The organism is Halomonas caseinilytica, from assembly GCF_001662305.1.
Lineage (GTDB): Bacteria > Pseudomonadota > Gammaproteobacteria > Pseudomonadales > Halomonadaceae > Halomonas > Halomonas caseinilytica.
Genome location: NZ_BDEP01000029.1, coordinates 1 through 24,514, shown reverse-complemented (window position 1 = coordinate 24,514; position 24,514 = coordinate 1). Strand labels below are relative to the sequence as shown.

Below are 24,514 nucleotides of genomic sequence, written 5' to 3'. Positions count from 1 at the left end.
ACTGAAATAGATGAAGAGCCCCGCCCATCCAGCATTACTGGCAGGGATGGCTTTAGCCGTCCCAGATGAACCCGATAGGGTTACTTGGGGAATCTTCCCGACGCTTTACCGCCTTGAAGAGAATATTCATCTGCGAATGGTGCTGAACAAGCTCCATCTGCTCCCCCTCGGACGTAACACCCTCAAAGATTATGAGAGATGGCGCCGCAATTCTGATCTTGTTGGCATGGAAGACGAAGTCTGGACCGAATGACACAAGCCACAGTCCAATTTCTTCATCTGGGTTTAGGCGGGCCTCAAAAGCTCTGACCTGCTCCTGGAGTCGTCTGGCAATTGGCTCCACGGGAACATGATGCTCCCTCATCTGCTTTTGAAACTGCTGCTGCTCTCGCATGAATTGTTGCATCGGAGGGGGATCGAGCGGCGGTAGCGACATCTATCACTCCTGGGCGACGGGTGTTACGACAGGCTATCCCTTCCTTTTCGACCCTTCAATCTCAACCCAGGTGTCATCCATCGCCATGATCACGGACAACGCTTCATCCGGTTCGCATGGCCACCGCAACTTCTCAGACAAATCCAGAATAGTGACTGGATTGATGTTGCTCAGTCCGCCCATGGCTGGCGGCCTGGTGCGGTGGAGTATTCGGAACGCGCTCATCCAGAACTGCGTGCGAGCATCCAGCTCAGGGGCGTCGTACTCGACGCCCAAGAACTCGCAGTCCTCCCGGTACTCGGCCTGCGCTTCCTCTAGGCTTTTTCCGGGTCGCTGGAATTGCGCTTGCCAGCGGAGGAAGGCTTGCGCTTTCCCGCCTGATCTTCGACCTCCTTGGTCTCGAACCGCTCGAGGTCAACGGCCTTCTGGGCGATCTTCGGGATCACGTCGGGGCGGTTGCGCAGCAAGGTGGCCACGTTCTCGAGAGAGTAGGGGACGGAGACCAGCTCGCCGTTCTCGTCTTGGGCCTCGATGCCAGACCAGTCGCGCAGCAAGCCCTCGGCCACCAGCTTGGCTTCCTTCTCATCTTCCTGGGCCGCCGTCAGCTCGTCGCCGTACTTCTTGCGGAATTCCTTGTCGAGCCGACGCTGGGCATCTCGATAAACCTGGTTGTTCATCCGGGCAATCTTGAACTCACCGCCCTCAATGGTGGCCCACTCGCCTTCGGTGAACTTGTCAGCGTCGAACTTATCCATGCGGAATGACATAGGGTGTACCTCTTGGTCCGTTGTGAATTCGTCCGTTGGGATAGATGCCCCGATCGTCACGGACGACAACGACCGGGGCAGTGGGGCCGGAGCCCGCACACGAAAAAGCCCGCTTTGGGCGGGCTCAGGCGGCGTCTAGCGCCAATGTCATTTGAAGCTGGTCGCGCCAGTATTCGACGCGGCGCTCAAGGGACTCTTTCTCATGCCGCCACTGAGCCAGGCCGCGCCCCTGTTCGCTGGCGAGGCTGCGACGGTCCTCGAGCTGGGCGCATGCCTCTTCGAAGCGCTGCCGAACGCTGACATCGCCGCGGAGGAGAGCGTCAATCTGCATGTCCGCCCACACGCCGAAATCGACGTCGATCCAGCGGGCGAAGGCCACTGCCAGCTTGGGGTGCAGCCATGTGCCGCCACCGCGCCCTCGCTTGGCCCGAATCAAATACCCGGAATCAGGGGTATTTAGGTGGCGAGCCAGAGACTCCATATAGCGCTGTGTCTCAGCATTCTCGAGCCAATGGTCCAGGCGCTTACCATGGCGCTTGGCGATCTCCGTAGCGTTGATCCAGCCGTCGACGCTGAATCGAACTGTCTGGCCTTGATAGGGGAAGGGGATGATGTTGCTCATCGGAGTTACCTCATAGAAACGAGCCTCGTTGCCCAGAACACCAGCCCCGTAGAGAACAACTGATGCTCTCCGAAGCTCGTTTCTGATGAGGCTCTACGGTGATTGCGCCGGGCATGGCGCGGATATGAAAAGCCCCGGCGGATGCCAGGGCTTGGGGTGGCGGTTACGCCACAGTGCGGTCAACCGACATCATCACGGCGTTGGTGTCGCGGGCGGCGGTGATGTCGAGGCTGAGGTCGAGGATGCTGTCGAGGCTGCCGCCAGGCAGGTCGCCGGACAGGAAGATGCGCGGCAGCGTCGGGACATATGAAGTGCCGCCCTCAGAAAGCGTCCAGTCCAGCGCGATGGGAGTGCTGTTGACCGCCTTGCGCCAGTACTCGAGCGTTTGGGACGAGAACCGGAAGTTGACCGACCCAGTGATGTCGAAGCTGCCCGGGGTGTGCACCTGGTACTGGCTGCCGGAGCACTGATCGGACTGGAAGTTGCCGCTGATGGTGATGTCGAAGCCTTTCAGGCAGACGCCCGAAGCCGGCTCGGCCCCATCAACTCGCACGGTGTGCAGGTTGTTGGACATATCCATGATTACCGTGTCTTGCGGCTCGGTGAATGTGTCGGCACTGGGGTCATACTGGTCATCGTGGCCATGGCCCATCAGAGTGACTTGGCCAGTAACCTTCTCGCCAGAGTTGCCGCTGAGCTGCAACTGGCTCTCGACGGCATCGGAGATCAGGATGTGCTCGTCGAGGTCCATGTAGGACTTGAGGTAGTCCCATCGGGTTTCAGCGGTGCCATTGACGAGCTGATCCGTACCAGCGACCGGGGTATCGACAGCCCAAGAGCCGGCCAGCACGGACGACAGGATCGAATCGAAGTTGGCCGCCGAGAACTCGAAGTTCACGGTGCCGTTCGGGTTGATCATGATGGTCTTTTGGTCGCCCCGGGTGCGGTCGTCGCGGATTTCCTCGGAGCGGGTGGTGTCGGTGGCGACGGTCAGCGAGTCGCCGGTAGTGCGGAGGATCTGCCATGGATCTGTCGACCCTGCGGGACGACGGCAGATGCGAACGCGAGAGCCGGATGACATAGCGTTTACCTCGTGGTTTCAGGCACAAAAAAGCCGCCCGGAGGCGGCGAGTGGGTGTCCGTTGGAGCGGGGTGTCAGTCAGCGCGGAATGGCACGCTCACGATGTAGAGGTACCAGCCGTCAGTCGGTCCGCCTCGGCGGACGCTGGCGGCCTGAGTTGATAGGTGGCCGTTCTGCCAATACTGGAGCTGTGCGGCCAGCGAGTCGGCGATCTGGGCGGCCTCGGCGCTGCCGGTCGGCGATGGGTGATCGGTGAAGACCTGGCATTGGATCAGCCCGGTACGCCGCACGCAGGGCTGTGAGCCGATGCCAGCGGTGAGGCTGTCGCCATGCTGGATAGTCAATCGCACCCAGGGCTCTTTGTTCCTGACGGCCTCTGTCACCGCTCTTTGGTCGCTCGGGTCATCGGGGGCGGGCGTCTTCGTGTTGTCGAACGCCACCGGCACGCCGTCCCATGTCGCCAAGCGCGTCTCAACGGCCAGCCGAATGTCTTCGAATCCCATCATCCGCCGTACCGCTCCCGAGTGTTGTTGGTGGCCAGGGCGTAGACGCCTTGCGGCGCCTGCTGGGAATGGCCGTCTTCGATGGATTCGCCATAGGCGATGTTCGACTGGATGGTGACCGCCTTGAACGGCTTGCCCTCCGCCGCGGCAATGACCTGCTCGGCATCACGTCGCACTCGGTCGCCGCTCTTGTCCGGCTCCGGCACGCTGCTCTCATCGGTACTGTCGATGGTCACTAGGTGCGACCCGCGGTAGGCCCCGGTATCGACCGGCGAGTGCTGGATGAGCTGCTGCAATGCGAACAGCACCATCTCTCGCTGCCGGGCCGAGATGTCTTGCTCTACCTGCCGGGCAAAGCCGGTCAGCGATTTGCTCCATCCCATGTCACGTCCTCCGCAGACCAATCGTCCACGTCGCGCTGGCCGGATCTTGCCCGACGCTTTTCACCGTCTTGCCGTCGAGCTCGTCGTCGACCTGGGGTGTCGCCGGGCTGTCGTCGCTGTCGAGCGTGAGCTCGGACTGCAGCACGGTCAGCTTCTCGTCGGTGCTGAGAATGTGCTGGCCATCGATCTCTTCCCGGCGGAATGAGCCGAAAACGCCCCGGCCGGAGTAGGCGACGACGGTCGTGGAGGTGCCTGTGGTCGGGTCATATTCCCCCACCACCTCTCGCTGGCCGGCGAACGGCCGCACAGCATCGGCCAGCTTGCTGTCGAACGCCTTGGCGACCTTCGATTGGACTTTGTCGCGGATCATCGTCAGAGCCTCTTGAGCATCGACACCGAACCGCCGAAGGGCGACAGCCAAGGGCGAAGGAGGTCGCGCACGTAGGAGAGGGCGCCGACTGTAGGGCGAGAACCGTCCATGAACTCGGTCTCAACCTCCACGGTATCGGCCTTGACCATCTCCCGCTTCACGTCACCCTCGGAGTCGGCATACAGCGTGCCCTCGGCAGACAGGCGGGCCAGCTCGGCACCGGCCTGAACGACCTCAGCCGGCACGGTGTCGAACTCGCGACCGCTCAGGTGCGTCGAGAGCCAGACGTTGGCCTGGCGGACGGCACGCTCGGGGTCGGCTGTGCCTTCCCATCCCGCCCCGAGCTCGGCATCGACATCGGCCTTGGTGACGTAGGTGGGCATGGGTTACTCCCGGTATTTGTTCTGCAGGTAGGCCAGGACGGCGCGCTCCTCGTCTTCGCCAAGGCCAGTGCTGACGCAGGTGATCTCGGCATCCGCATGCTCGACTTGGAAGGCGGCCCCGCCGTACTCAATCTCAGCGCGGGAAAGCCCCTCGGCATCCTGCCGGAATGTCAGGCCAGTGACGAAGTTCATGTCTTGGCCATCCTGCTGAAGAACGCAGGTCTCGGGAGTGCCGTCAGTTTTGAAGAGTATGTGAGGCATGGGTTACTCCTTCGGAGCTTCTGCCTGCGTCGAGGCCTGCTTGGCCGGGGCTTTCTGGGCGCCTGAGCCTGTTTTCTGCTTGGCCGGGGCTTTCACCTCGACCTTCACGTCAGCCTTCTCGTAGGCGGCTTTGATGGCCGGCCACTCACCCTCGATCACCACGCTTGTGGCCTTGGGATCGGGGCGGTCAAAGAAACGGGGGTTGCGATACTGCTTGCCAGACTCGAAACCTGATGTGCGGGTGGTGTAAACGAATTCCATGCTGTTGCTCCCGGGCTATGAATGAGGGCGACCCTAGGGCCGCCCAGGTGGATCACAGGCTGGTGATCAGCACACCAGCGGTATCCTTGTTGCTGGTGGCCAGCTTCGACCAGTTGGCCGCAGTGCCCAGCGCGGAGTCATCCGGCGACTTGGTGGCGGTATCCCAGCTGTAGCCCTTGAGCCCCAGGTTGAAGGTGTACTCCGCTTGGAACACCCGCTGGATGTTCTCGTTGCCGGTCTTCTCCTCGATGGTGCCGTAGTAGTCGTCGTTGTCCTCGACAACGGCGGCGCCAGTGGCGAGGCCGAGGGTCTTGTAGTTGTCGTCGGTGCCTGCGCCGTCGGCCTCGGGCACATACAGCCCGGGAGAGTCGGTCATGACGAAGCGGCGACCGAAGCCATCTTCGGTGACGCGCACGGTGCCGAATTCGAACAGGCGACTGGAGTTGGTCAGCGCGTTGTCGAACAGGTCGGTCATCGCCTTGGAGTGGATCACCCAAGTGTTGATGTCCATCATCCGGTCGCCGAACTTGCCCGCACCCTTGTTGAGGGCCGCCAGATTCAGGGTGCCGGCGGTGGCGTCATGGTTCACGTCGGTATTGCCAGACATTGCGGCCACCAGCGCCAGAATGGCGGTGTTCACCTCGTCGGCGATGACACCACGGGCGACTTGCTCGCCGATGACGACGCCAGCCTCCTCGGGGTTGCGCTGAATCCAGGTGAACTGGTTGGGCTCGAATTCGACCGGCGCGGTGCCGCCCGCGATCTTGACGGCCACGTGATCCAGTTGACCGATGCTGGTTGCCGCCACGGAGCCGGAGCCGTAGGCGTTACGCCGGCGCATCAGGTTCGAAATGGCGGAATAGGTGACTTCATGGGCGAAATCGCCAGTGTTACCGGTGGTGCGGAGCTGCAGGGCGTTGTTGGTGGCGCCGTTGAACAGCTCGATCTGCTGCCGAATGGTCTCGGTAGCGGCTCGGTACATGAAGTCGTTGAAGACTTGCATGGTGGAGAGTGCCATAGGGCGTTACCTCATTGATTGCGTTGACGTTTCAGGTATTCCACCTTGTCTTTGGTGGATTTTGCTTCCTGCCACGCCCTTGGCGCTGAGGAGCGGCCCCCGCCCGGTAGATCCAGCCCCTCGGGCTGATGGAACAGGTGGGGTGCGGGTTCTTTCAGAGACTCTACCCATGACTCAAGGGTCAGCTTGTTGCCCTGGGAGTCATATCCAGCGTCTTCTTTCGGGACGACAGCCCCTTCATCGTTGACCTCGAACAGGTTGCTGGCACGGTGGACGGCGTCTTCGACGGCCTCGGGGCGCATGCCAGTCTTTTCGGCCACACGGCGCATCTCGTCGCTCATCACGCGACCACGAAAGCGGTCAGCGAAGGACTTGGCCTGCTCGGCAGTCTGCTGGGCTTCCTGCAGCTGGCGATCGTACTCGGCCTTCATCCGCTCGGTGCGCTGATTGATGACCTCATCCAGCTTGCCGTCAGCGATCAGCTTGGCTTCCTCGGACTGCGCCAGTTGCTCCTCGAGCTGTCGGGCGCGCTCCGGGTCGATGCCTTCGTACTGCTTGAGCTGATCCTTCATCTTGCGCTGAGCATCCAGCAGCTCGTCACGCTTGGACTTGAGGCCCGTGACCTCGTTGTCCAGCGCCTCTTGATGCTTGGCCTCCAGGGTTTCTTTCACCTTGGCGGCTTGCTCTTCATCGAGCTCGAGGCCGAGTTCGTTCAGGTCTACGTCAAAGGGCATGGTCGTCTCCTTGAGACTGGTTTCCGGCCTGGCCGGGGTCACACAAAAAAGCCCCGCCGAATGGCGAGGCCTGAAAAGAGAAAGCCCGCTCAGTGGCGGGCTATGGTCAGTCGTCGAGGGCGCCGAGCTTGCGCTGTGCGGCGAAGCTCATTTGCCAAAATATCGTGGCGGCGGCGTAATCCTGCAGGTTGGCGATGCCGGCTTGCTGCTTGAGCCAGATGCGCCACCATCCGAGGAAGTGGGGATCGCATGGTTCCATGCTCCCAGCTTACCCGAACAGCTCGTCGAACGTCTCCCGATCTCGCTGCCGTAGTTCCTCAAGTGTGTATTGCCCGCCTTTCGGATCAACAAACCGGTCGATCTTGTAACCGCCATCGCGATAGAGCTTGTAGCGCGACGGGCCGAGCCACTCTTTTTGAAAGCTGGCTGGCTGCCGAGCGAACCAATCCGAATACGTGGTCTTGGCGGACACCTGGCCAACCATATCGTCGGGGCGCTTGCTTTTCGGCACCTGGCCGACTGGTTTGAACGCACGCACGTAGGGGCGCTGCCCCATGATCTCACCATCGAACGCAGGCGCCAGGCTGGACCGGCAGTTCGGGTGCGCCGGCGGGCGAGGGTGCTGCTCATCGACACGCCAACGTTGCGAATCCCTAGATGCGCAGATTTTGGACGTTCTGCCGTCCAGCGTGCTGACCCACACGACCTCCTCGACGCCCAGCGCCTTGTACGTCTCTTCGTAGGACACATTCGAGATATGTCCTCGCGCCGTCCTGACGACTCGCTCCGCATCGTTCCGGGTCGTCTGCAGCAGGCCGTTCCGAAACTGCATGTCCTTGGTGCCGCGCAGCGCCCGAATGATCTCGGCATTGGTCTGTCCGCCCGAGATACCTTCGCGGATACGGCTGTAGACGCGCTTCCGGGTCTGTGCCGGAATGTCGGCCAGCATGTCCTCGACGAACTCACCCAGGACGGGCTGGCTCGCTGCGGCCGCATAGGCCGCTCCAGCGGTTGGCGCCGCTGGAACCTCGCCCTCGAGAACGTTGGCCAGCAGGTCGCGAGCATAGCTAGCTTCGTGCCCGGCCAACTCCTCGAAATCAGCGGCTGCGATCTCGTCGATTCGCTCGCCCAGCCGCTCAGCCCAACGGTTGATCAGGTTGCGAACGCCTTTGAGGCGGTCGGTGGTGTACTTGCCTTGGACGAATGCCGACAGCTCAGCAGGCGTCAGGTTATCGAGCCGATCATGCAGCTCATTGGTCAGCTCGCGGCCCAGTTCGTCGATCACCTCATGGATACGATTGACCTGGGCCGTCGCGGCCCGATGCAGGTAGCTGGTGTGGCGAGCCAGCGCCTCAACGACTCGTCGCTGCGCCTCGTCGCGGGCTTCCTTGGTATCGGCCATCACGCTGCCTCATCATCAACACCGCCCGGGTTATCGACATGCAGACGCTCGGTGCTGTAGTCCCGATCCGGCACCTTGCCCGTGCGCAGGTACTCCCAATACGCTTCCGGCGAGGTATAGCCCGCCATGGCTGAGTTGAGCAGTTGCTGGGCCAGTTGCGGCAAGACATCAACGGCGGAGAAGTCGGGTACGACGCTGAATGTGTGATCGCCCGTGGTGTTGGTCAGGTCTTTGGCATACTCGATGAACTGGTTAACCGCCTTCTCGGCCATCTTGACGATGCTGTGCAGTGAGGCGTGCTGATCGTCCTGCCGAGCACGGCGAGCGTCGCCAGATTCGGTCTGGCTGCCTGCATCCACGACCCGAGCGCCGGCTTCCAGAGCTGCATTGCGCTCATCCTGCATGGCCGTGCGCGTGGCCTCGATTCCCGTGCCGGCGATCTCGAGATAACCGAACTCCGCGCCCTCGCCAGCCTGCCAGAGAGTGCCTGGGCCGGTGGTTCCAATGCGGACATCCTCTTGCGAGGTAACCCATGCTTGCGGATGCGCCGTCTTGTGCAGGGCCTCGAAGTAGTCGGCACTGAGTTGATAGCTCTTGAGGGCCGACTGTGCCATGGTCAGCAGCGGCACCTCATCCACGTCGGGGTTGTTGTCGGTCGAGCCAGCAAAGATCACCGGCAGATACTGAATACCTACGCCTCGGGTGGAAGGGAAGACCTCCTCGAGCACTTGGCCGCTATCGGACAGCAGGCGCTTGCGGTACCGCCCCTCATCCAGATCAAGCACCCGGTATACGGTCTCCGTCTTGTGCCCGAACTCATCTTCGTCTTCAGAGGCGCGTGCTTCACGCAGTACCGCCAGAGTGAGGTCGCGGCGACCCGACGTGATGGCCTCTTTCCAGTTGATAGCGTCCTCGGCGCGATAGAGAGCTGCGTAGGCCTGTCCTCGATCATCGACTGACGCCACAATCGCGATACGGACCGTCGTCAGGATCTCGCGCACCACGCGCAAAAACAGGTCGGTGATGCCGAACCCGTCAGCGGTCGCCGCTTCCTCCAGGTACGCCATACGGGGCGGCATTCGTGCCTCGGGCTCGAGGCGAGACACCAACCCCATCATGGAGCGCACAGCGTCTGCCACCCAGCGCGGGTACTTGGCCCGCCGGAGATACGCCTGATAGAAGTGCGCGGCCGCCTGGCCTTCCTGACGCTCCACACACTCCTGGCCCGCCGTCTTCGGCAGATACACGATCCCCTTGGCCTTTACAGCATCCTCGCCCTCCAAGGCGTCGCGCATCACGGCCCATTCGCGCTCGTGAGCGGTGTAGTCGGGGTGCTGAGTCGTTACGGGCATCAGTGGAATCCTGGTACAGAGACGGATTTCGCAGGGGCGCGATCAGTGGGCCACGTGGCATGGACCATGTAGCCGATGGCAGTGGTGATGTGCTGGTACTGGTTCGTCTGGTCTTCCTGGAACGTGCTGCCTTTCTGGAGCTGCACGGTGGATAGGCCCTTGTGGCACCAGGGCGCAGTCGTCGGATTGACGAACAAGTGACGCTTACCGTCGGCGGTGCAGATGCGGGCACGGACAGCGTTCTGCCGGTCCTTGATGGCCGGCGCCTTCTTCTTCACTTTTCGGGTGAACTTCCAGCCATGCTCGCGCAGCACGTCCTCGATCTCGGTGTAATCCGAGGCGTGACCATGCTTCTCGCCAGCCCGGCCAGCGGGGTCGCCGTAGACCAGCACATGCTTGTTCTGGTGATCCTTGAACCGCTCTACGAACTCTATTGCCGACTGACGGGATATGGCGCTTTCCAGCACGATCTCGTCCAGCAGGTAGAGGTCGTCGCCACGGCGCACGCCGATAGCCGACGATAGCGGCGTGAAGTTCTGGTCGTGCATCCACAGGAGCTGCTCATGCGGCTCGATGACAGCGCCTGTGTGGTTCGCCTGGCTGTAGTCCTCGTAGATCCGCCCGGTGGCCGTCTCGAAGCTGGCCTCGAACTCCTGCAGGTACTGCTTGCGCGACATGACCCGCTTGGCGGAGTCGATCACGTCCTGGGGCAGCACCTCGGCCGACTTCCAATGATAAGCCGCCCACTCCGGGTCGCCGGAGGCGCGGGCGTACTCATAGAGCTCGTAGTAGTGGTTCAGGCCATCCGGCACACCGATCAACCAGCACCAAGCCCGATAATCGGGACGCTCAGGGCTGACGGTATTCAGCGCTGGCAGGATGTTGGCTTCCCAGGCACTGGCCTTGATGTCGGCGATCTCGTCGATGATGCCGCCTGTCCAGGCGATGCCCTCAATGCGCTGCGGCTTGTCCAGGCCTATCACATGGATCTCGGTGCCATTGGGCAGGAAGATCACCGGCTGCGGACTGACCCTCGGCGCCTTGGGGTGACTGGCCGAGAGCGTCAAGGCGCACAAGTCGTCCCACCAAATCTTGCGGGCCTGGTCCTGCGTCGGCGCCGCTGCGAAGTAGATCTCGCCAGCGTTCTTCATCGCCTGCTTGGCCAGATACCGCTTGGCACGCTCGGTCTTGCCGGAGCGGCGCCCTGCAGGCACGACCTTGAACCGTACCTGCTCATTGATCAGGCGTACTTGCTCCGGGATGTCCTTCAGCGCGTACCAGCGGTCGAGTTGTCGCTGGAGGGCAGGGTTCATCCGGGCAGCTTCTCCGCTATCTGGGCAAGGGCAGCAGCCATGTCTTCAGGGCCGCTCTCGTTGGCCGGTTTGTCACGCCACCGCTCAGGGTCGCGATTCTTGAGCCAGAAGATCATCGATGTCGGATCGGGCGGCACTTCCTTCTCCACCTCGACGATCTCGACTTCCTCCTGGTATTGGTCCTTCTTGACCTTGATGGCCTGCTGCTCAGTCCAGCGGTAGCCGGTGGCGCGCTGGTGGAGCTTGTCAGCCACCTCGGCGTCAGCAATACGCTTGCCGTCTTTTAGGGCCCCCCGAAACTCCTTGTGGGCCTTGATCCACCGTTCTAGGGTGGTGATGCCTACCTCGAAGAATGAGGCCAGCTCTTCGTTTGTGGCGCCCAGCAAGCACAGCTTCCGAGCTTGTTCGGCGTACTCGGCCTTGTACTTGGTGGGGCGCGCCATCTTGGTTATCTCGCTCTTATCTGGAGGCTCGTATGTACGTAGTAGTCCGTGCAGGTGAAAGAGGCGACGAGTGGTTTGTCATGTCCGATCAGCAAGCCACTGATCGCGGCATCAGTGAAATGAACAAGGCTGGGGAATACGCCACACGCGCTGAGGCGCAAGCTCGAGCCGATCAGCTGAATGAGGAGCTCGGGCGTTGACCGCCGCCTCCGCAGCAGCCTGTTTCGCCATGTGTCACTCCAGTGTTTCCAGCCAGTCCTTGATCACAGCCCTGAGCACCTGGTCACGGTCGTCGATGTCATCCACCGAGAGAATGCCATCCGCAATACGCTGGAACATCGCCACGGGGATGGCGTGGGCATTGCCGTCCAGCGTCTGTAGCGATAGGTGAGGGCGGTGATCGTCGATGTTGGTGACAGTGGGCATCAGTCGCCCTCCTGGCAGCGTTGATGCATCCACCACTGAGCCTGGGCCAGTGAGGCGATGATCAGGGCATACGCCAAGCCATCATCCTCTGCTTCCTGAATCGCCTCGTGCAGCTTTGCCTCGAACCGATGGCCGACGGCCTCCCCATGGGGAGTGATGGCGTCCATGCGGCGGAATTCGGTGACTGACATCACGCCACCTCGGCCACCTGGTCATCGAGCGCACGGATCACATCGACGGTCTTGCCTGTCGATTCCGACTCGACGAAGCAGTTGGGGTAACCGTCATCTCGCTCGTGCGACACGTAGCGGCTCACGCCACCTTCGTTGGTGTAGCCAGGGTAGGCCGTCACCTCAGCAGCTCCGCCGGCAAACCGGCAGACGCTGTAATGGCTGCACTCCACTACGTCGTATTGCTCTTGCCCGGCGTCGTAGAGGCGGGCGAACTTGAGTCGTGCCATGGTTGCTACCTCGCTTGCTTGCTGAGTGATTGATCTGCGTGCCCTGGCTCGCATTGATGAGCGCCCCGCTCAGGGCTGTGTTGAGGCTGCGTGGGCAGAATGGGGGCGATCAGCGATGCGTTATCGGTATTTCGATATCGCCTTACAGGCCGCGGATGAAGGCCCATCCAACAGCGGCACAGCACGCCACGAATATGGTGGCTGGGATGCCGATCGTGATGCCGAGCGTCCACAGCAGCCAGGTAGGGATTTCGATAGTCATCACTCCCTCCGATTCAGCAGCAGGCCCGCAACGAACACCGCCACCAGAACCCACGCATAGGGCAGGGCGATGGCGTTGCGGACAAGCCTTACAGCGCTTGCTTGACCTTGGCGCCAATCGAGCCAAGGATCGCGGCAGCGGCACTCGCCACCTCGATGGGGATCTCCACGCCGGCGAATGTCGAGAGCGCCCAAGACAGGACGACAGGCAGGCCCACGCCCAGGCCATCGGCGTTCTGACGTGCCCCGTCGGCGAGACGAGAGCGCTTTTTTACGGTGTTGGGTGCGGTATCGGTCATGGTGGTTACCTCAAGGAAAGAAGATGCGGGCGGCGAAACTGCCAATTACGGAAAGCAGCGCGACCGCCACGGCGCCAACTGCTGCCCAGCGCCCAGATAGCTGCGTGTGCTGCTGCGTTTGGGTTGTTTCCAAGCTCCGCACGTCCGATTCCGCTTTGATCAGGCCGTGCTCCTGCTTGCGAAGCCGCTCCGCCAGCTCTGTGATGCGGTTGTCGTGTGCCTCGACCTTTCCCGCCAGGCTCGACTGGCGCTCCTCCATGCGGGTGAGGCGGTCAAGAATCTGGTCCACCTTGCCCTCGATCCGTTCTTGCCAGATCTCGGGTGCCGGCACTTGTTGCATAGTCACGTCGCCCCCTTGCCGCAGGGCGACAACTCGATAACGCGGCTCAGCCAGCCGTAGGTGAATGCCTCCTGGCTCTCTCGGGCCTCGGCAATCGACACCAGGAACTCGATGCGCAGGGCATTGACGGCGGCGGCCAGCACATCCAGCCCGGGGCGGCCACGAGTGTCGTGGTAGTCCTCCAGGGCGCCGATGGTGGCCGGGCCGACCGCACCGTCTACGGCGATGTCGTCGTAGTCACGCTCGACGCGATTGAGCACGTTGAGCAGCCGCTGCAGTGTCTCAGCAGGGCGACCTGGGCCTGAGTTGACCCCGTAGTCGAACAGATATGCCGCCAGCCCCTCGTGGATCATGGCGATCTTGTCGAGGCTCAGGCTGTGCCAGTAACGGTCGGCGTAGATGTCGCGGGCCAGGCTGATCGGCAGCTCACGCATGTCGCCGGTGTGGCCATAGTCCCGCGCCACCGCCTCGGTGATGCCGTAGCGGGTCGGGCCCCCACGATCCGCCGGATGATCGACATAGCCACCCTCACGGTCGATCACCTCGCCGATCAGGCGTTTTTTCAGCGTCTGATGCATAGCGGGCTCCGAGCGAGGGCGAGCGTCTACTGAGTCGATCCAAGGCATAGACGCTCCGACACGAAAACGCCCAGCGAGCCGTCAAGGAATCCTTGATAGCTGCCGGGCGTAAAAAATTCAGGGAATGGCTTGAAATGATAACTCAGTTATCATATACTGTATTCAACAGATGAGGAGGCGGCGACATGCAATTGATTCACACCAGCCCCAGCGAAATCACCGAGATCAACAGCTTTGGCCGCTTCGGCGAGTTTCTGTTCTTCTCCGAAGACGAATACGTGATGACCGCCGGTGAGCATGTCACCTACAGCATCGAGATCGACGAAGACGACATCATCGAAGCTGGCCAACTCTTCTACCACGACGACGCCGAGAAACTGGACGGCCTGGTGCAAGCTGTCATGGATCTGACCGGTTGCGAAGAAGACACCGCCGAGGAGCTGATCGCTCAGAACGAGGACGTTCACAGCATCGACTGCGACATCGAGCCGGAAGACCTCGCTGAAGCCTCTTGGGACATCCAGCGCATCGCCGGCGAAGCTGCCGTTATCCTCGGTTATCGCGGCGTCGAGATGGAAGACGAGCAGGGCACTGCTTATCTCATCAACATGAAAGGCCGCGAAGCCGATCTGGAGATCGCATGATTGACGCTCGAAAACACTACGATCCAAACCTAGCGCCTGAGCTGGTCAGACGAGCTCTCGCCGTCACTGGCACGCAAAAAGAGCTTGCCGAGCGACTTGACGTATCCCGCACCTACCTTCAGCTGCTTGGCAAAGGTCAGAAGTCGATGTCATATGCTGTGCAAGTAATGCTTGAGCAGGTGATCCAGGATGGCGAAACCTGACCGCACAGGCCAGACCTTCGGCAAGCTGACCATCATCGCCGACCATGGTGGCGCACAACTGCAATGCCGCTGCGACTGCGGCCGAAAGGGTAGCTACCCCCGGGCAATCACGAAGCCGTCATACCGTGGGCCCAAGGCGTGCCCCTGGTGCCTGGGCTCACCCTGCGAGGAGTGCGGCGCGATCATCCCTCACAAGGGCCGGATGCCGGCGAAGACATGCTCAGAAGCATGCCGCTCGGCGCGTGCGGCTCGCCGGGAGCGCGAGCGATACGACCAGATCAAGGACACCGACGAGTTCAAGACGAAGCGCGCTGACTACCTGCGGCGTCTCGATGCCGCCATGGCCGCCGATCCCGAGCTTGCCGAGTCAGTGCGCGAAACCCGGCGTCGAGCCGTCCGCGCTTGGCGCGAGCGACAGCTTGCTGACCCCGATCTGCGCGGCAAGTACCGCATGCGAGCCCAACAAAATGAGCAACGCCGGCTTGAACGCATCCGATCAGACCCCGACGCATATGCCGAGCATCTGCGAAAGCAGCGAACCTGGTATCGCACGCTAAGCGATGACGACTATCAGCGAATATTCGTCGAAGGACGGAAAGAGCGGCAGAAGCGCAACCCCCAGCGCAATTCGCCATGACCCCAGCGTAATTAGCTGATACGAAAAAGCCCCGCCGGGGAGGGCGAGGCCTTGAAGATGTCGGCTCTAGGCATACGTGCTGCGAGCCTACCTAAATCCTACATCGACAATGGGAATAAATCAACAGGAAACTATCTAGCTATTAGATAACGCCGGCCTTGGCCTGCAGTAGCAGCTCGACGCGCGCATACCTCGCCGCCTCCTGGATCGCCTGCCCATCCTTGTAGCCCTTGATGACCCATTTCGGGCTGCTCGTGCGCACCTGGCTGACCTCGCCGGTCTCTTCGTCCTTGATCTGCTTGGTCTCGCGCAGGATCTCGCCCGTCTTCGGGTCACGGCACAGCTCTGGCTTGATGGGCTGAACCGGCGGGAAGTCGAGCATCTGCGCGAATCTGCCGATAGCCGCCGCCATCTGATCATACGTCGCACAGAACGGCCCCTCGAGGCGCCGATCAGCCTTGCCGGCACGCAGCAGCAGGGCAAGCTGCCCACGAGGCTTCAGCGTGCCGAACGCTCGCTTTGCCCGGTCGTGCCACTCGCTGTTGACGATCCCTTTCTCGTAGGCGAGATACATAGCATCCACGGCCTCGGTGCGCTGGCCGGTGCCATCACCAAAGCCTGGGCTAGAGGGGTGCCACCCGGCCATGTTGTGGCGCATGTCCAGTCGCCGTTCGAGCTCCATGTCGGTCAGACGGTCCACATAGGCCCGTGCCGCCTTATCCTGGTGCTCGCCTTTGGTTGCCGCCGTCTCGCGGAGGCGGGCGATACTCATACGTTGGTAGATCGATGCATGTGCTGTCATTTCGCCAGTTCCTCCGCCTTGTCCTTCGCCTTGCCGGCATCCCGATACCAGCCCACCGTCGCGTCGCCGTCGCTCAGCAGGTACCACGGCTCGCCACTGCATACCCACTTCGCGATCCTGAATCGCCCACAGTCAGAGCGAATGCAGTAGCTGCTGACCTTTCGCCACTCCATCAGGTCGAGACCTCCAGCTTGAGTTGCTGCCCATGCCTGACCCACGCACACAGGCCGTCGATGTCTACCTCGGCGGGCTCGGCCACGGCGCCGCCCCAGTCGATGGGGCGGATGACGAACCGCCATTCTTGCTTGTCGGCACGATACGCGAGCAGCGGTGTCTCGCCGCCATGGCACTGACCGAGGGTCTGCTGCCACCATCCCGCAACGCTGCCCTGGGTGGCCGAGGCATACCGCTTCACCTCGATATGCACGCCATCCCAGCCTTCCAGGTCATGGCCGCCCGCTTGGTACTGGCTCAGGCGACGGCGCAGGTCTAGGCTGAGCCGGTCCGCCAGCAGGTTGGCCAGCTCTAGCTCTCCCTTGGCGCCTTTCGTCCGGCTACGCTTACCCATCAATCCCCCTCGACCAGGTGGTGGTTGTCCTTGATCAGCTCGTTGGCCAGATCAAAGGCTGCTTTATCCATCTCGCGCTTCGCGGCCCGAACGGAGCGCAACGCAGCATGGACACGACTGGCGTCAGCGTTCACGTACTCCTCGAACACCTTGTCGTGGTTGGCCTTCGCTTTCGCCAGCCGCTGGCCAGCCTTGCTTGAGATGGTGATCACGCCGCCTCCTGCCTGTTGATGAACGCCAGCGCCTCGCTCAGCACCTCGTGGATCTCGCCGTCGAACTCGCGCATCCCCAGCGCAATCGTGTGGCGCAGCCACCCGGGCTGGTAGAGCTGCAGCTCGGGCAGTCGATGCACGTCCCGGTGACAGGTCCGGCAGACTGGCATGGTGTAGCTGTCCGGGGCGGTGGTGCTCATGCCGGACAGACCCCAGTGAAGGCCGATGACGTGGTGGGCGTCATCTGCCGGCGCGCCGCAGACGCAGCAGGGTAGGCCGCGCACGAACCGCAGATACCGCTCGCTGCGGAAGCGCTGGTCTTTCTGCGGCTTCCTGCGAGCTTTCTGCACGGGCTGTCGCTTCTCCCGCTTGCGGGCCATCGGCGCCTTGGCGCGGAGCGGGGTGCGGCGTTCGAGTGCTGTGCGCTTCATTCATCGTCCTCCCGCGGATCGCCGAACATGTCCTCGCAGGTCTGCTCGAAGATGCAGTCCTGGCATAGCGCCTCGCTGTCTTCGCTGACGGCTACAGCCGCCTCGTCACACTGCTCGCATTGCCCAAGATCAAAGCTCATGCCGCCACCTCGCGATATTGGTCCGGGCCGATGCCCTTGAGGCCCGGGTCAGTCAGGCGGAAGCCCTGGCCGGTGAAGTGTTCCCATATCCGGTTGAGATACTTAGTCTTCTGCGCCTTGGTCATGCCCCGGGTCACTGGATAGTCGTGAGGCTCCTGCATCAGCAGCAGGCGCTGCTCGTAGGTAAGGGGCGACAGCACCGCTTTGCAGGCCTCACGGTAGTCCTCGCTTTCTTCGCAGAGGATCGCGACGCCGAAGTGGTACTTGCAGTAGCCGCGCCATTCCTCGGCGGACATGTCGCTTTGGTCGCTGACCTCGCGGCACCACAGACGCTGCAGGCGATTCTGGTCTAGGGACCGCTTCGGCTCGCGCTTGCGGACCACGATCTCAATCTCGCCCCACTGCTGGATGGCGGCAGTCATGACGCCCGGGAGTCGGCCTACGGCGGCCAAGGCGTCCTGCAAGGTTGATGCGCGGGAGATGTAAGGCTTGGGCTTGCTCATGCAACCTCCTTCCCGTTCCGCAAGGCGGCGCTGATCCGTCCGGCATCGCTCTTGGTCATCAGCGGCGTGTTGCACGCCTCATCGAGCGTCATGCCCTGGTAGCACTGCCGGTAGTAGATGGTTTGGCGCGGGATACCGTCCCGTACCGCCGCGTCGATCTTCTGTCTGCGCTCCCGGCGTTCGATCATCTGTTGGATGATCTCGTCATCGGTCAACTCGCTGTCGGGGTGGCGGCGACGGTAGGCCTGGACGCCGCTGTGACTGAATCCATGCCGGCGCAGCTTATTGGTGATGCTCTCGGGGTCGTTCTTCGACCGGGCCGGCTTGGCTGCCGCTTCCTCGGGCGTGCCGAGGAGGTGACGCTGTTCGTGCTTGCTTAGCTTCATGCAGCACCTCCATCGCCCCAGTCACCGAGCATCCGATACTCATGCGGCCGCGTACCATGTCCCGGCAATTCCCGGCTGGCGATGGTCTGGCCGTAGCCACGCAGTTCGCGGATACGCGCACTGATCGCCGCGTGGCAATCGTGTCGCCCGAATCGCTCGACAATGGCGTTGTCGATCTCGTGGAGCTGCAGCCAGCGCGTAGCATCGCGGAGCACCAGGTACACACGGCCCAGTTGGCTGTTGGGGTTGTCCAGGCGCCGGCCTCGGCCCTGGCGGGGTGCCATCTTCGTCACAGTTCCCATGTCATGCCCTCCCCTGGATTGCGTTATCTCGCTCCGCCATCCGTTGCTCAGCCTGAGCAATCAATTCCTGGCGGCGCTCCTCCTCCTGCTGCCGGCGATCTTCTCGGCGACGCGCTGCAGCCTGGTCACGTCCGGCGATGATGTCCCGCAGGTGGTCAGTGATCTGGCGCACCTGGGCACGGCCTACCTCAGTGGTCGGCTTGTCCGGCGGGGGCAGCAGTGCCTCGGCCCGGGGCGCCGGCAACTTCCCATCCTCGACGGCTTCCTGCAGGACCGTTTCCCGGCGTTGGGGATCATGGCCCAGCGAGGGCTTCCACTCGGGTCGGCGCCCTACGGCCTTGGCCTGATCGACGGCACGCTCATAGGCCGAGAGAAACGCCATCCGGGCACCGACCTTGTCGCCCTCTGCCAGGATCGGCGACGCCACCCCCAGCGCCTGGGCGATTTCCTCGGTCCAGACCACGGTCTCAGCCTCATCCATTGACGCCAGCGCCAAGGCCCACGCCTCGTTCGGCGACAGGAAGGCGTTGGCGGATGGCATGCGCTCAAGGATCGCGGCGAGCGTCAGGCGGCCAGTGATCTCGGAGCGGCAGCGAGCCAAGGCCTGCTCGATCTCGGGCCGGTCGTAGTCGCGCAGGTCGCGGATCATCAGCGACGCGGCAGCGGGCTTGATTTCGTTGCCCAGCACCTCGGCAGTGGCGTAGAGCTGGTCGAGCAGGTCTTCTGCCTCTTGGCGTGTCAGCGGCATGAATCAGTCCTCCCATCCAGACGCCGCCAGCAGGCTCTTGGCCTCGTCGGCAGCGCTCGCGTTGGCCTGCGTGCCGTCCATCTGGCGAGCACGGGTGGCGGTCATCTGCTGGCCGGTCTGCATCTGCACCGCGATGGTTTCGCAGTCCTGGAGCATCAAGCCGACCGGATGGCCCTTGGCGACGTAGAACTGGTTGTTCATCCGCAGGTAGTACGCAGCCACGCCGGGGGCGTAGTTGGCCCCCACGCGGTCCACGAGCTGTCCCAGCTGGCTAGCAGTGCGCTGGTTCCAGATCGGGTACACGCCGTAGCGCTGGCGGTAGGCCACTGCGTAGTTGGCCCAGGGCTTGAAGGTTTTGGCGGTAGGGTCTTTCGGTCCCGGCATGTCGGGCGGGATGGCAGCGCGAGGCTCGTCGCTACGCTGCGCCGGCTCGTCACCCAGGTCCAGCTCACCCTCAATCGGCGCGTCGATGGGCTCAGCCCCCGGCGCACCCTGATTACTGGTTACCTGATTGGTACCCTGATTACTGGTACCCTGATTTGTCGGAGATTTTTCCGACCCTCCCTCGGAATTTTTTCCGACCTCGCTCGGAGATTTTTCCGACCCACCTCGGATTTTTTTCCGATCCTTAGAAGGGCTCGGATATTTTTCCGACCCATCGACTTTCTTGTTCCAAGTCTTTCCTTGGTCGGTCAAGCGGACCAGCGTGATGGAGCCATTGCTGGAAAGCTCGATGACGCCTTTCTTCGCAAGCTCCCGAAGCTGCCGGTAGGCGGTATCAGCCTTGCCGGACACGAGTGGAAGCTCCTCAACGATTTTGTCCTTGCTGAGCGCATAGAACACGCCATCATCAGTGGTGATGGGCCTGGCCCACGATGGCACTTCGTAGACGAAAGCGAACAAGAAGGCTTGCTGCGCGTTCAGCCCCCATTCCGTCGCCTTCGCTTGATTGATGGTCAATGTGAACTGCATTAGAACGGCACCTCCAAATCGGAGGGTTCGATCAAGGGGGCGCCGCGGACCGTTTCGCTGTCCATGGCATTTCTGCTGCGACGAAGCATCTGTTCAACCATGTGCGGCGGACAGGGGTCTCCTGTAGCACTGCACATCATCAAGGCTTCCTTGATCACTTTGAGGTCGGCGCAGAAGAACTCACGAGAGAGATCCAGGCGGTAGTCTTCAAGCAGCTCATGGACGAAGGCCTCGGCGTGATGGCAGTCCGCAAACCACCAAGCATCGAGGCAGTCGAATTCGCCAGGTACGCCAGTGGTGTAAAGCTGTCTCATACGGCGCTCAATGCGCCCCGTGGTACGCCCCACCTTGTAAACATCATCAGCCAGGAACTGATTACCCAGGACGTATACCCAGCCGGCTCTGCTGAAATATTCCTCGGGCTTGGCGTGGAAAAGCCAATGCGCTCTTTCGTAGCTGATCCTCTGCGCAGTGGCCTTGCATTCCTCCCAGAATGCAGCGAAGTCTTCGTCCTCGCTGCTGCGGTCTGGGAAGTTGATTACATTGTCTGGTTGCATTACGCTTCTCCCATCACTCTCGTGATCCTTGAAGCCCGCCCAGCTCCCCAGCCGATGGCGGGCTTCGCTCGTTTCAGTCGCCCACCACGTGCAGCGATGGTTTCATCACTCGCTGCTTGATCAGCTCGCGAGTGCCCATCAACGCCGCGATGGCGTTGTCGATGTCCTTCATCACCTCCGGTGCCGCCTCAGCGTCTTTCTCGTCCAGCACGCCGTCCTCCAGCAGGCCGGTATATGAACCCATCATCTCGCCCGTCTCACGGCTGACAGCGCCCAAGGCGGCGAAGGCGCAGGCCGGTGTCTCACCCTGGCGAGGGCGGCGAACGCCCAGGAATCCATGCCGACGGGCAAGCTCAACGCGATTCTCGGTGTCGCCCAGCTCCTCGAGCGCCGCCATCCACGGCTCTTCCAGCCAGGCCGGAAACTCCACCGCGCCGCTCGCCCAGCGCTGAACGCGCTTGTTCCAGCTCATGACCGCGTGGTCGTACTCCTCGCTGACCTCGGTGAATGAGGCCAGGCAGGGCATATCTTCGGTTTTGGCCGGGCACAGAGCGTGCGCCATGGAATTCAGCGTGCGGGCGAAGCGCTCGACTGATACGCCGCGCTGCTCCTTGAGCTGGCCGAGCGCATCGCGGAGGAGGGCGTCTCGGCTTGGATGTCTGGTGCTAGACGTGGGCATCTTCATGTCCTGTCGATAAGCTGGAATCGTGGTTAGGCGGCATGAATCAGATCCGCGAACACATCAGGCCGCAGCATCTGTCGAGTAATGCGGCCGCCCATGGCCACCTCGATCTCTTTCGCGAGGGCCGGGCTGCATCGCCGACCACAAGCGAGAACCTGTCGCAGGTAGGCCGGCGTGGTATCTGCCTGCGCAGCCACTGAGTCCCGCTCGTCGGGCGACATGGACTGCCAGATCTGTTTTAGGGACTGCTGCTGTGATTCAGGCATTGATAAGTACCTCCGAGATACATTATCGAGCACCATTTATGTACCGTCAAGGTTCTGTACCCTTGCAGTACAAATGGGCTCAAATGGGCCTCATGAAAGAGATCTCGCAGATACGCCTCGAGAATGCCCGCAAGCTGGCCGAACAGGTAGGCGGCACCGGTGCGTTCGCGGCTCGCATAGACCGCGAATCCACCCAGGCAAGCCGGTTCATGGGGAAAAAGCCGACCAAGAACATCGGTGACCGCATGGCCAGGCACATCGAGGAGAGCTTCAACAAGCCTCGCGGCTGGCTCGATACTGATCGCTCCGGGGATGACGCCGGTAAAGTTGCTCAGCACCCCACACTGCATGAGTCGAACGTGGCGCCGCCGCCGAAGATGGAGGGCTATGTGCCGGTGATCTCGTGGGTGCAGGCAGGCTCGTGGACCGAGGTCTGCAACGTTGATGCCGTCAGTGAGGAGCGGGTGCCGCGCCCACCGGGCAGCTCAGACAGAACCTTCGCGCTCCGAGTGAAAGGGCAGTCCATGGCGCCCAAGTACGAGCCCGGCTTGATCATCTATGTCGATCCCGAGGTGATGCCGTTCGATGGTGACGACGTGGTGGCCGTGCTCACCGAGAGCAACGAGGCCACGTTTAAGCAATTCGTCGAGGAGCCAGGGTTCGAGCGCATGCTCAAAGCCCGCAACCCCTCATGGCCAGACCCTTACATCTCGATCAACGGCAACTGCGAGATCATCGGCGTGGTGATCGGCTCGCTGTGGCTCAGGAAGCCCAGGGTGTAAGCAAACATCAGCCAATCGAGCGCTTATGGGAATGTCGGGGTAGCCATGAACCAGCCTGAGCCGCTGACGTCAGAAGAGAAGAGGCTTCAAGATGAGGCCGTAAAATTTGCGCGAGAGAATAAAAAGAGAATTGCTAAATGCCTGACAGATAAAAAGAAATACCCAAAGGAATCAGATCCTGTCTCTGTATTCATGGCTGGGGCTCCTGGCGCTGGGAAGACTGAGTCATCCATAGAGCTGCTCAAAGAGTTTGGAGGTGGCGTCATTCGCATAGACCCCGACGAGCTACGCGATGAGCTTCCTGGCTATACAGGCGGTAACTCCTGGCTTTTCCAGTTTGCGGTATCGATCTTGGTCGATAAGGCGCATGACCTAGCCCTTGAACAGAAGCAGAGCTTTCTTCTTGACGGAACGCTTGCCAAGTACGATCTTGCAGAGAAGAACGTTGACCGGTCTATCAAGCGCGGGCGGCTCGTCCAGATCCTCTATGTTTATCAGGAGCCACACCTTGCATGGGGGTTTGTCCAGGCGCGTGAGAAAGACGAGGGCCGCAGAATCCCGCTTGAGGGCTTCATTGACTAGTACTTTGAGTCGCGACGAGTGGTGAACAGCATCAAGACTCGATTCGGCGGAGATGTTAAAGTTGACTTGCTAGTCAAGAATAGGGACAACAGCGTGCGGTCATACAAGGCGAACGTTGACCAGATTGACAGCCATCTTCCAGAAAGATATGTTCGCGAGTCCCTGTTAAGGGAGCTTAACCCAGAAAGGTGATCCCCATGCTCGGACTAACCAAGAAGCGCCAAGCAGAAACCACCGCCTTCTCAACCTTCATTCGCAATGCATCATCTGCAGAGAAGAAGCGTGTGTATGAGCGCGTGCTAACGAAGGCCTCTGAGCGCCAGAACGAAACCGTTCGCCGAGCAGGAGTTGAGCGCCACGCGACCTGCTGAAATGCGCTCCTCCCGAAAGACCCGCCCACGAGGCGGGTTTTTCATGCCTGACTGACTGATCCCGCCACCGAGCGGGATTTTTTGTGACTGAATTTCAGTGAGATACATTCTGATGCCCGTGTATGTACCAAAAAAGTTCTTTTATGTCTTGACGAATGTACCTCTGCGGTACTTAAATAGATCACGTCGAAGGGCAAAACGCCCACGGCCCGAGCAGCCGGTTAGCTGCCGACCTGATGATCCGCCGAACGTTGAGACCGAGGCGGGGAGGCGAGAGCCCGAGGAGGCTGTGCGGCACCGCATTGAAGCGGTGAGACGACACAACGCTGGCCCTGAGCGTATCGGGGCCATCGGGATGGGGCTGGCGTGAAGCCAACCATGAGGGCGGCCGGAGTAGCGTGAGACGGCCTCATCCCGATGCATCCGCATCACCACCCTCAGCCAATAAGGAAACGAACCATGTTCGGCAAGATGTTCAACAAGCGCATGAAGCAAGCCCAGCAGAACCTCAAGAACGTCGAGAACCGCGACCTCATGGAGGCCATCGTAGGTGGTTGCCTGCTGATCGCTGCCGCAGATGGCGAGATCGAGCAGGAAGAAACCGACAAGCTCGATCAGTTGCTGCGCTCCAACCAGCGCCTCCAGGGCTTCGGCGGCGAGATCACCCAGACCATCCAGCGATTCCGTGACCAGTTGGAAGCAGGCTTCCAGGTTGGCCGCCTCCAGATTCTCCGCGAAATCGGCGACATCGCCAGCGACCGCGAGCATGCCGAGGAAGTGCTGGTGAACATGATCACCATCGCTGGCAGCGACGGCGAGTTCGAGGACGAGGAAGTGGTGGTCATCAAGGAGGTCGCCGGCAAGCTGGGTCTCAACCCGACGGATTACGGGCTGCCGGCATGATCGACGCCATCAAGCAGCGCGGCAGCAAGATCAAGCGAAGCGCCACTATCGGCTGCGCCGTGGCCATCATGCTGCTGCCATCGTTCTTCATGGACGCCGCCCTGGCCGCCGCCATCGTCGTGATGGCGCT

The 24,514-nt window shown here is 61.6% G+C and carries 44 protein-coding genes; 7 read left to right on the top strand and 37 right to left on the bottom strand.

Annotation, left to right across the window (positions count from 1 at the left end; translation table 11 throughout):
• Positions 1-52: 52 nt before the first annotated feature.
• The 23 genes from A9O65_RS16130 to A9O65_RS16020 form a co-directional block, all read right to left on the bottom strand.
• A complete protein-coding gene (locus A9O65_RS16130) occupies positions 53-436 on the bottom strand; it encodes a DUF6173 family protein (protein WP_064702678.1) in 384 nt (127 codons plus the stop codon).
• Between the two features lie 314 nt (positions 437-750).
• Positions 751-1,191, bottom strand: coding sequence for a phage-derived protein YdaY family protein (locus A9O65_RS16120; protein WP_139180717.1), 441 nt, complete (start codon positions 1,189-1,191; stop codon positions 751-753).
• Between the two features lie 136 nt (positions 1,192-1,327).
• Positions 1,328-1,825 (bottom strand): KilA-N domain-containing protein, encoded by a 498-nt coding sequence (locus A9O65_RS16115; protein ID WP_064702675.1) that lies wholly within the window; start codon positions 1,823-1,825, stop codon positions 1,328-1,330.
• A 163-nt stretch (positions 1,826-1,988) separates the two neighbouring features.
• Positions 1,989-2,906 (bottom strand): phage tail tube protein, encoded by a 918-nt coding sequence (locus tag A9O65_RS16110; protein ID WP_064702674.1) that lies wholly within the window; start codon positions 2,904-2,906, stop codon positions 1,989-1,991.
• A gap of 74 nt (positions 2,907-2,980) precedes the next feature.
• Positions 2,981-3,412, bottom strand: a complete 432-nt coding sequence (locus A9O65_RS16105; RefSeq protein ID WP_064702673.1) for a phage tail terminator-like protein — start codon at positions 3,410-3,412, stop codon at positions 2,981-2,983.
• On the bottom strand, positions 3,409-3,792 hold the full coding sequence (locus A9O65_RS16100) for a hypothetical protein (RefSeq protein WP_064702672.1): 384 nt from the start codon (positions 3,790-3,792) through the stop codon (positions 3,409-3,411). Before A9O65_RS16100 ends, A9O65_RS16105 begins: the two co-directional genes overlap by 4 nt.
• 1 nt (position 3,793) lies before the next feature.
• Positions 3,794-4,162, bottom strand: a complete 369-nt coding sequence (locus A9O65_RS16095; protein ID WP_064702671.1) for a hypothetical protein — start codon at positions 4,160-4,162, stop codon at positions 3,794-3,796.
• A gap of 2 nt (positions 4,163-4,164) precedes the next feature.
• Positions 4,165-4,545: a DnaT-like ssDNA-binding protein gene (locus tag A9O65_RS16090; RefSeq protein WP_064702670.1), complete on the bottom strand. Its 381-nt coding sequence runs from the start codon at positions 4,543-4,545 to the stop codon at positions 4,165-4,167.
• Between the two features lie 3 nt (positions 4,546-4,548).
• A complete protein-coding gene (locus A9O65_RS16085; RefSeq protein WP_139180719.1) occupies positions 4,549-4,737 on the bottom strand; it encodes a hypothetical protein in 189 nt (62 codons plus the stop codon).
• A gap of 72 nt (positions 4,738-4,809) precedes the next feature.
• Positions 4,810-5,067: a hypothetical protein gene (locus tag A9O65_RS16080; RefSeq protein ID WP_064702668.1), complete on the bottom strand. Its 258-nt coding sequence runs from the start codon at positions 5,065-5,067 to the stop codon at positions 4,810-4,812.
• 52 nt (positions 5,068-5,119) lie between these two features.
• Entirely contained in the window at positions 5,120-6,085 is a 966-nt protein-coding gene (locus A9O65_RS16075) for a major capsid protein (RefSeq protein WP_064702667.1), read from the bottom strand.
• 11 nt (positions 6,086-6,096) lie between these two features.
• A complete protein-coding gene (locus tag A9O65_RS16070) occupies positions 6,097-6,819 on the bottom strand; it encodes a hypothetical protein (protein WP_064702666.1) in 723 nt (240 codons plus the stop codon).
• 106 nt (positions 6,820-6,925) lie between these two features.
• A complete protein-coding gene (locus tag A9O65_RS17405) occupies positions 6,926-7,078 on the bottom strand; it encodes a hypothetical protein (RefSeq protein ID WP_175473477.1) in 153 nt (50 codons plus the stop codon).
• Positions 7,079-7,087: 9 nt separating this feature from the next.
• On the bottom strand, positions 7,088-8,221 hold the full coding sequence (locus tag A9O65_RS16065) for a minor capsid protein (RefSeq protein WP_064702665.1): 1,134 nt from the start codon (positions 8,219-8,221) through the stop codon (positions 7,088-7,090).
• Complete coding sequence (locus A9O65_RS16060) at positions 8,221-9,573, bottom strand: DUF4055 domain-containing protein (RefSeq protein WP_064702664.1); 1,353 nt, start codon at positions 9,571-9,573, stop codon at positions 8,221-8,223. Before A9O65_RS16060 ends, A9O65_RS16065 begins: the two co-directional genes overlap by 1 nt.
• The gene (locus A9O65_RS16055) at positions 9,573-10,886 is read right to left on the bottom strand and encodes a terminase large subunit domain-containing protein (RefSeq protein ID WP_064702663.1); all 1,314 of its coding nucleotides are present in this window, start codon (positions 10,884-10,886) and stop codon (positions 9,573-9,575) included. The genes A9O65_RS16060 and A9O65_RS16055 overlap by 1 nt, the downstream gene beginning before the upstream one ends.
• Positions 10,883-11,329, bottom strand: a complete 447-nt coding sequence (locus A9O65_RS16050; RefSeq protein WP_064702662.1) for a hypothetical protein — start codon at positions 11,327-11,329, stop codon at positions 10,883-10,885. Before A9O65_RS16050 ends, A9O65_RS16055 begins: the two co-directional genes overlap by 4 nt.
• Positions 11,330-11,563: 234 nt before the next feature.
• Complete coding sequence (locus tag A9O65_RS16045; protein ID WP_064702661.1) at positions 11,564-11,755, bottom strand: hypothetical protein; 192 nt, start codon at positions 11,753-11,755, stop codon at positions 11,564-11,566.
• Positions 11,755-11,946: a hypothetical protein gene (locus A9O65_RS16040; RefSeq protein WP_064702660.1), complete on the bottom strand. Its 192-nt coding sequence runs from the start codon at positions 11,944-11,946 to the stop codon at positions 11,755-11,757. The genes A9O65_RS16045 and A9O65_RS16040 overlap by 1 nt, the downstream gene beginning before the upstream one ends.
• Positions 11,946-12,215 (bottom strand): hypothetical protein, encoded by a 270-nt coding sequence (locus A9O65_RS16035; RefSeq protein WP_064702659.1) that lies wholly within the window; start codon positions 12,213-12,215, stop codon positions 11,946-11,948. The genes A9O65_RS16040 and A9O65_RS16035 overlap by 1 nt, the downstream gene beginning before the upstream one ends.
• Positions 12,216-12,565: 350 nt before the next feature.
• The gene (locus A9O65_RS16030; protein ID WP_064702658.1) at positions 12,566-12,775 is read right to left on the bottom strand and encodes a hypothetical protein; all 210 of its coding nucleotides are present in this window, start codon (positions 12,773-12,775) and stop codon (positions 12,566-12,568) included.
• A 10-nt stretch (positions 12,776-12,785) separates the two neighbouring features.
• On the bottom strand, positions 12,786-13,115 hold the full coding sequence (locus A9O65_RS16025; RefSeq protein ID WP_064702657.1) for a hypothetical protein: 330 nt from the start codon (positions 13,113-13,115) through the stop codon (positions 12,786-12,788).
• A gap of 2 nt (positions 13,116-13,117) precedes the next feature.
• The gene (locus A9O65_RS16020) at positions 13,118-13,693 is read right to left on the bottom strand and encodes a glycoside hydrolase family 108 protein (protein ID WP_064702656.1); all 576 of its coding nucleotides are present in this window, start codon (positions 13,691-13,693) and stop codon (positions 13,118-13,120) included.
• A gap of 185 nt (positions 13,694-13,878) precedes the next feature.
• Between A9O65_RS16020 and A9O65_RS16015 the strand changes: the two genes are divergently transcribed.
• The 3 genes from A9O65_RS16015 to A9O65_RS16005 are packed head-to-tail and all read left to right on the top strand — an operon-like array spanning position 13,879 to position 15,177.
• The gene (locus tag A9O65_RS16015) at positions 13,879-14,337 is read left to right on the top strand and encodes an AcrIF11 family anti-CRISPR ADP-ribosyltransferase (RefSeq protein WP_064702655.1); all 459 of its coding nucleotides are present in this window, start codon (positions 13,879-13,881) and stop codon (positions 14,335-14,337) included.
• The gene (locus tag A9O65_RS16010; protein ID WP_064702654.1) at positions 14,334-14,540 is read left to right on the top strand and encodes a helix-turn-helix domain-containing protein; all 207 of its coding nucleotides are present in this window, start codon (positions 14,334-14,336) and stop codon (positions 14,538-14,540) included. The genes A9O65_RS16015 and A9O65_RS16010 overlap by 4 nt, the downstream gene beginning before the upstream one ends.
• Positions 14,527-15,177: a hypothetical protein gene (locus A9O65_RS16005; RefSeq protein ID WP_139180720.1), complete on the top strand. Its 651-nt coding sequence runs from the start codon at positions 14,527-14,529 to the stop codon at positions 15,175-15,177. The genes A9O65_RS16010 and A9O65_RS16005 overlap by 14 nt, the downstream gene beginning before the upstream one ends.
• 142 nt (positions 15,178-15,319) lie before the next feature.
• On the opposite strand, the gene A9O65_RS16000 is transcribed toward A9O65_RS16005, so the two are convergent.
• From A9O65_RS16000 to A9O65_RS15945, 14 genes are all read right to left on the bottom strand, one after another.
• Entirely contained in the window at positions 15,320-15,979 is a 660-nt protein-coding gene (locus A9O65_RS16000) for a hypothetical protein (protein ID WP_064702652.1), read from the bottom strand.
• Positions 15,976-16,152 carry a hypothetical protein gene (locus tag A9O65_RS17400; protein WP_175473478.1) on the bottom strand — a complete coding sequence of 59 codons (177 nt, stop codon included), beginning with the start codon at positions 16,150-16,152 and terminating at the stop codon, positions 15,976-15,978. The genes A9O65_RS16000 and A9O65_RS17400 overlap by 4 nt, the downstream gene beginning before the upstream one ends.
• Positions 16,152-16,547 (bottom strand): putative PDDEXK endonuclease, encoded by a 396-nt coding sequence (locus tag A9O65_RS15995; RefSeq protein WP_064702651.1) that lies wholly within the window; start codon positions 16,545-16,547, stop codon positions 16,152-16,154. The genes A9O65_RS17400 and A9O65_RS15995 overlap by 1 nt, the downstream gene beginning before the upstream one ends.
• The gene (locus A9O65_RS15990) at positions 16,547-16,759 is read right to left on the bottom strand and encodes a hypothetical protein (RefSeq protein WP_064702650.1); all 213 of its coding nucleotides are present in this window, start codon (positions 16,757-16,759) and stop codon (positions 16,547-16,549) included. Before A9O65_RS15990 ends, A9O65_RS15995 begins: the two co-directional genes overlap by 1 nt.
• Complete coding sequence (locus tag A9O65_RS15985) at positions 16,756-17,190, bottom strand: DUF968 domain-containing protein (RefSeq protein ID WP_064702649.1); 435 nt, start codon at positions 17,188-17,190, stop codon at positions 16,756-16,758. Before A9O65_RS15985 ends, A9O65_RS15990 begins: the two co-directional genes overlap by 4 nt.
• Positions 17,187-17,330: a hypothetical protein gene (locus tag A9O65_RS17395; RefSeq protein WP_175473479.1), complete on the bottom strand. Its 144-nt coding sequence runs from the start codon at positions 17,328-17,330 to the stop codon at positions 17,187-17,189. The genes A9O65_RS15985 and A9O65_RS17395 overlap by 4 nt, the downstream gene beginning before the upstream one ends.
• Positions 17,327-17,833, bottom strand: a complete 507-nt coding sequence (locus A9O65_RS15980; protein WP_064702648.1) for a hypothetical protein — start codon at positions 17,831-17,833, stop codon at positions 17,327-17,329. The genes A9O65_RS17395 and A9O65_RS15980 overlap by 4 nt, the downstream gene beginning before the upstream one ends.
• Positions 17,830-18,219 (bottom strand): hypothetical protein, encoded by a 390-nt coding sequence (locus tag A9O65_RS15975; RefSeq protein WP_064702647.1) that lies wholly within the window; start codon positions 18,217-18,219, stop codon positions 17,830-17,832. Before A9O65_RS15975 ends, A9O65_RS15980 begins: the two co-directional genes overlap by 4 nt.
• On the bottom strand, positions 18,216-18,521 hold the full coding sequence (locus A9O65_RS15970) for a hypothetical protein (protein WP_064702646.1): 306 nt from the start codon (positions 18,519-18,521) through the stop codon (positions 18,216-18,218). The genes A9O65_RS15975 and A9O65_RS15970 overlap by 4 nt, the downstream gene beginning before the upstream one ends.
• Position 18,522: 1 nt before the next feature.
• Positions 18,523-19,269, bottom strand: coding sequence for a hypothetical protein (locus tag A9O65_RS15965; RefSeq protein ID WP_064702645.1), 747 nt, complete (start codon positions 19,267-19,269; stop codon positions 18,523-18,525).
• 3 nt (positions 19,270-19,272) lie between these two features.
• On the bottom strand, positions 19,273-20,241 hold the full coding sequence (locus tag A9O65_RS15960) for a hypothetical protein (protein ID WP_064702644.1): 969 nt from the start codon (positions 20,239-20,241) through the stop codon (positions 19,273-19,275).
• Positions 20,241-20,798, bottom strand: a complete 558-nt coding sequence (locus tag A9O65_RS15955) for a GIY-YIG nuclease family protein (RefSeq protein ID WP_064702643.1) — start codon at positions 20,796-20,798, stop codon at positions 20,241-20,243. The genes A9O65_RS15960 and A9O65_RS15955 overlap by 1 nt, the downstream gene beginning before the upstream one ends.
• 73 nt (positions 20,799-20,871) lie before the next feature.
• Positions 20,872-21,477 carry a DUF8585 domain-containing protein gene (locus A9O65_RS15950; protein WP_064702642.1) on the bottom strand — a complete coding sequence of 202 codons (606 nt, stop codon included), beginning with the start codon at positions 21,475-21,477 and terminating at the stop codon, positions 20,872-20,874.
• Positions 21,478-21,509: 32 nt separating this feature from the next.
• On the bottom strand, positions 21,510-21,746 hold the full coding sequence (locus tag A9O65_RS15945; protein WP_064702641.1) for a helix-turn-helix domain-containing protein: 237 nt from the start codon (positions 21,744-21,746) through the stop codon (positions 21,510-21,512).
• Positions 21,747-21,838: 92 nt separating this feature from the next.
• On the opposite strand from A9O65_RS15945, the gene A9O65_RS15940 reads away from it, so the two are divergent.
• The 4 genes from A9O65_RS15940 to A9O65_RS15930 all read left to right on the top strand — a co-directional run bounded on the left by A9O65_RS15940 (position 21,839) and on the right by A9O65_RS15930 (position 24,384).
• Entirely contained in the window at positions 21,839-22,528 is a 690-nt protein-coding gene (locus A9O65_RS15940) for a LexA family protein (protein WP_064702679.1), read from the top strand.
• 45 nt (positions 22,529-22,573) lie between these two features.
• On the top strand, positions 22,574-23,110 hold the full coding sequence (locus A9O65_RS15935; RefSeq protein WP_254783147.1) for a zeta toxin family protein: 537 nt from the start codon (positions 22,574-22,576) through the stop codon (positions 23,108-23,110).
• Between the two features lie 197 nt (positions 23,111-23,307).
• On the top strand, positions 23,308-23,481 hold the full coding sequence (locus A9O65_RS17390; RefSeq protein WP_174208841.1) for a hypothetical protein: 174 nt from the start codon (positions 23,308-23,310) through the stop codon (positions 23,479-23,481).
• Positions 23,482-23,940: 459 nt separating this feature from the next.
• A complete protein-coding gene (locus A9O65_RS15930) occupies positions 23,941-24,384 on the top strand; it encodes a tellurite resistance TerB family protein (RefSeq protein WP_064702640.1) in 444 nt (147 codons plus the stop codon).
• Positions 24,385-24,514 lie beyond the last annotated feature (130 nt).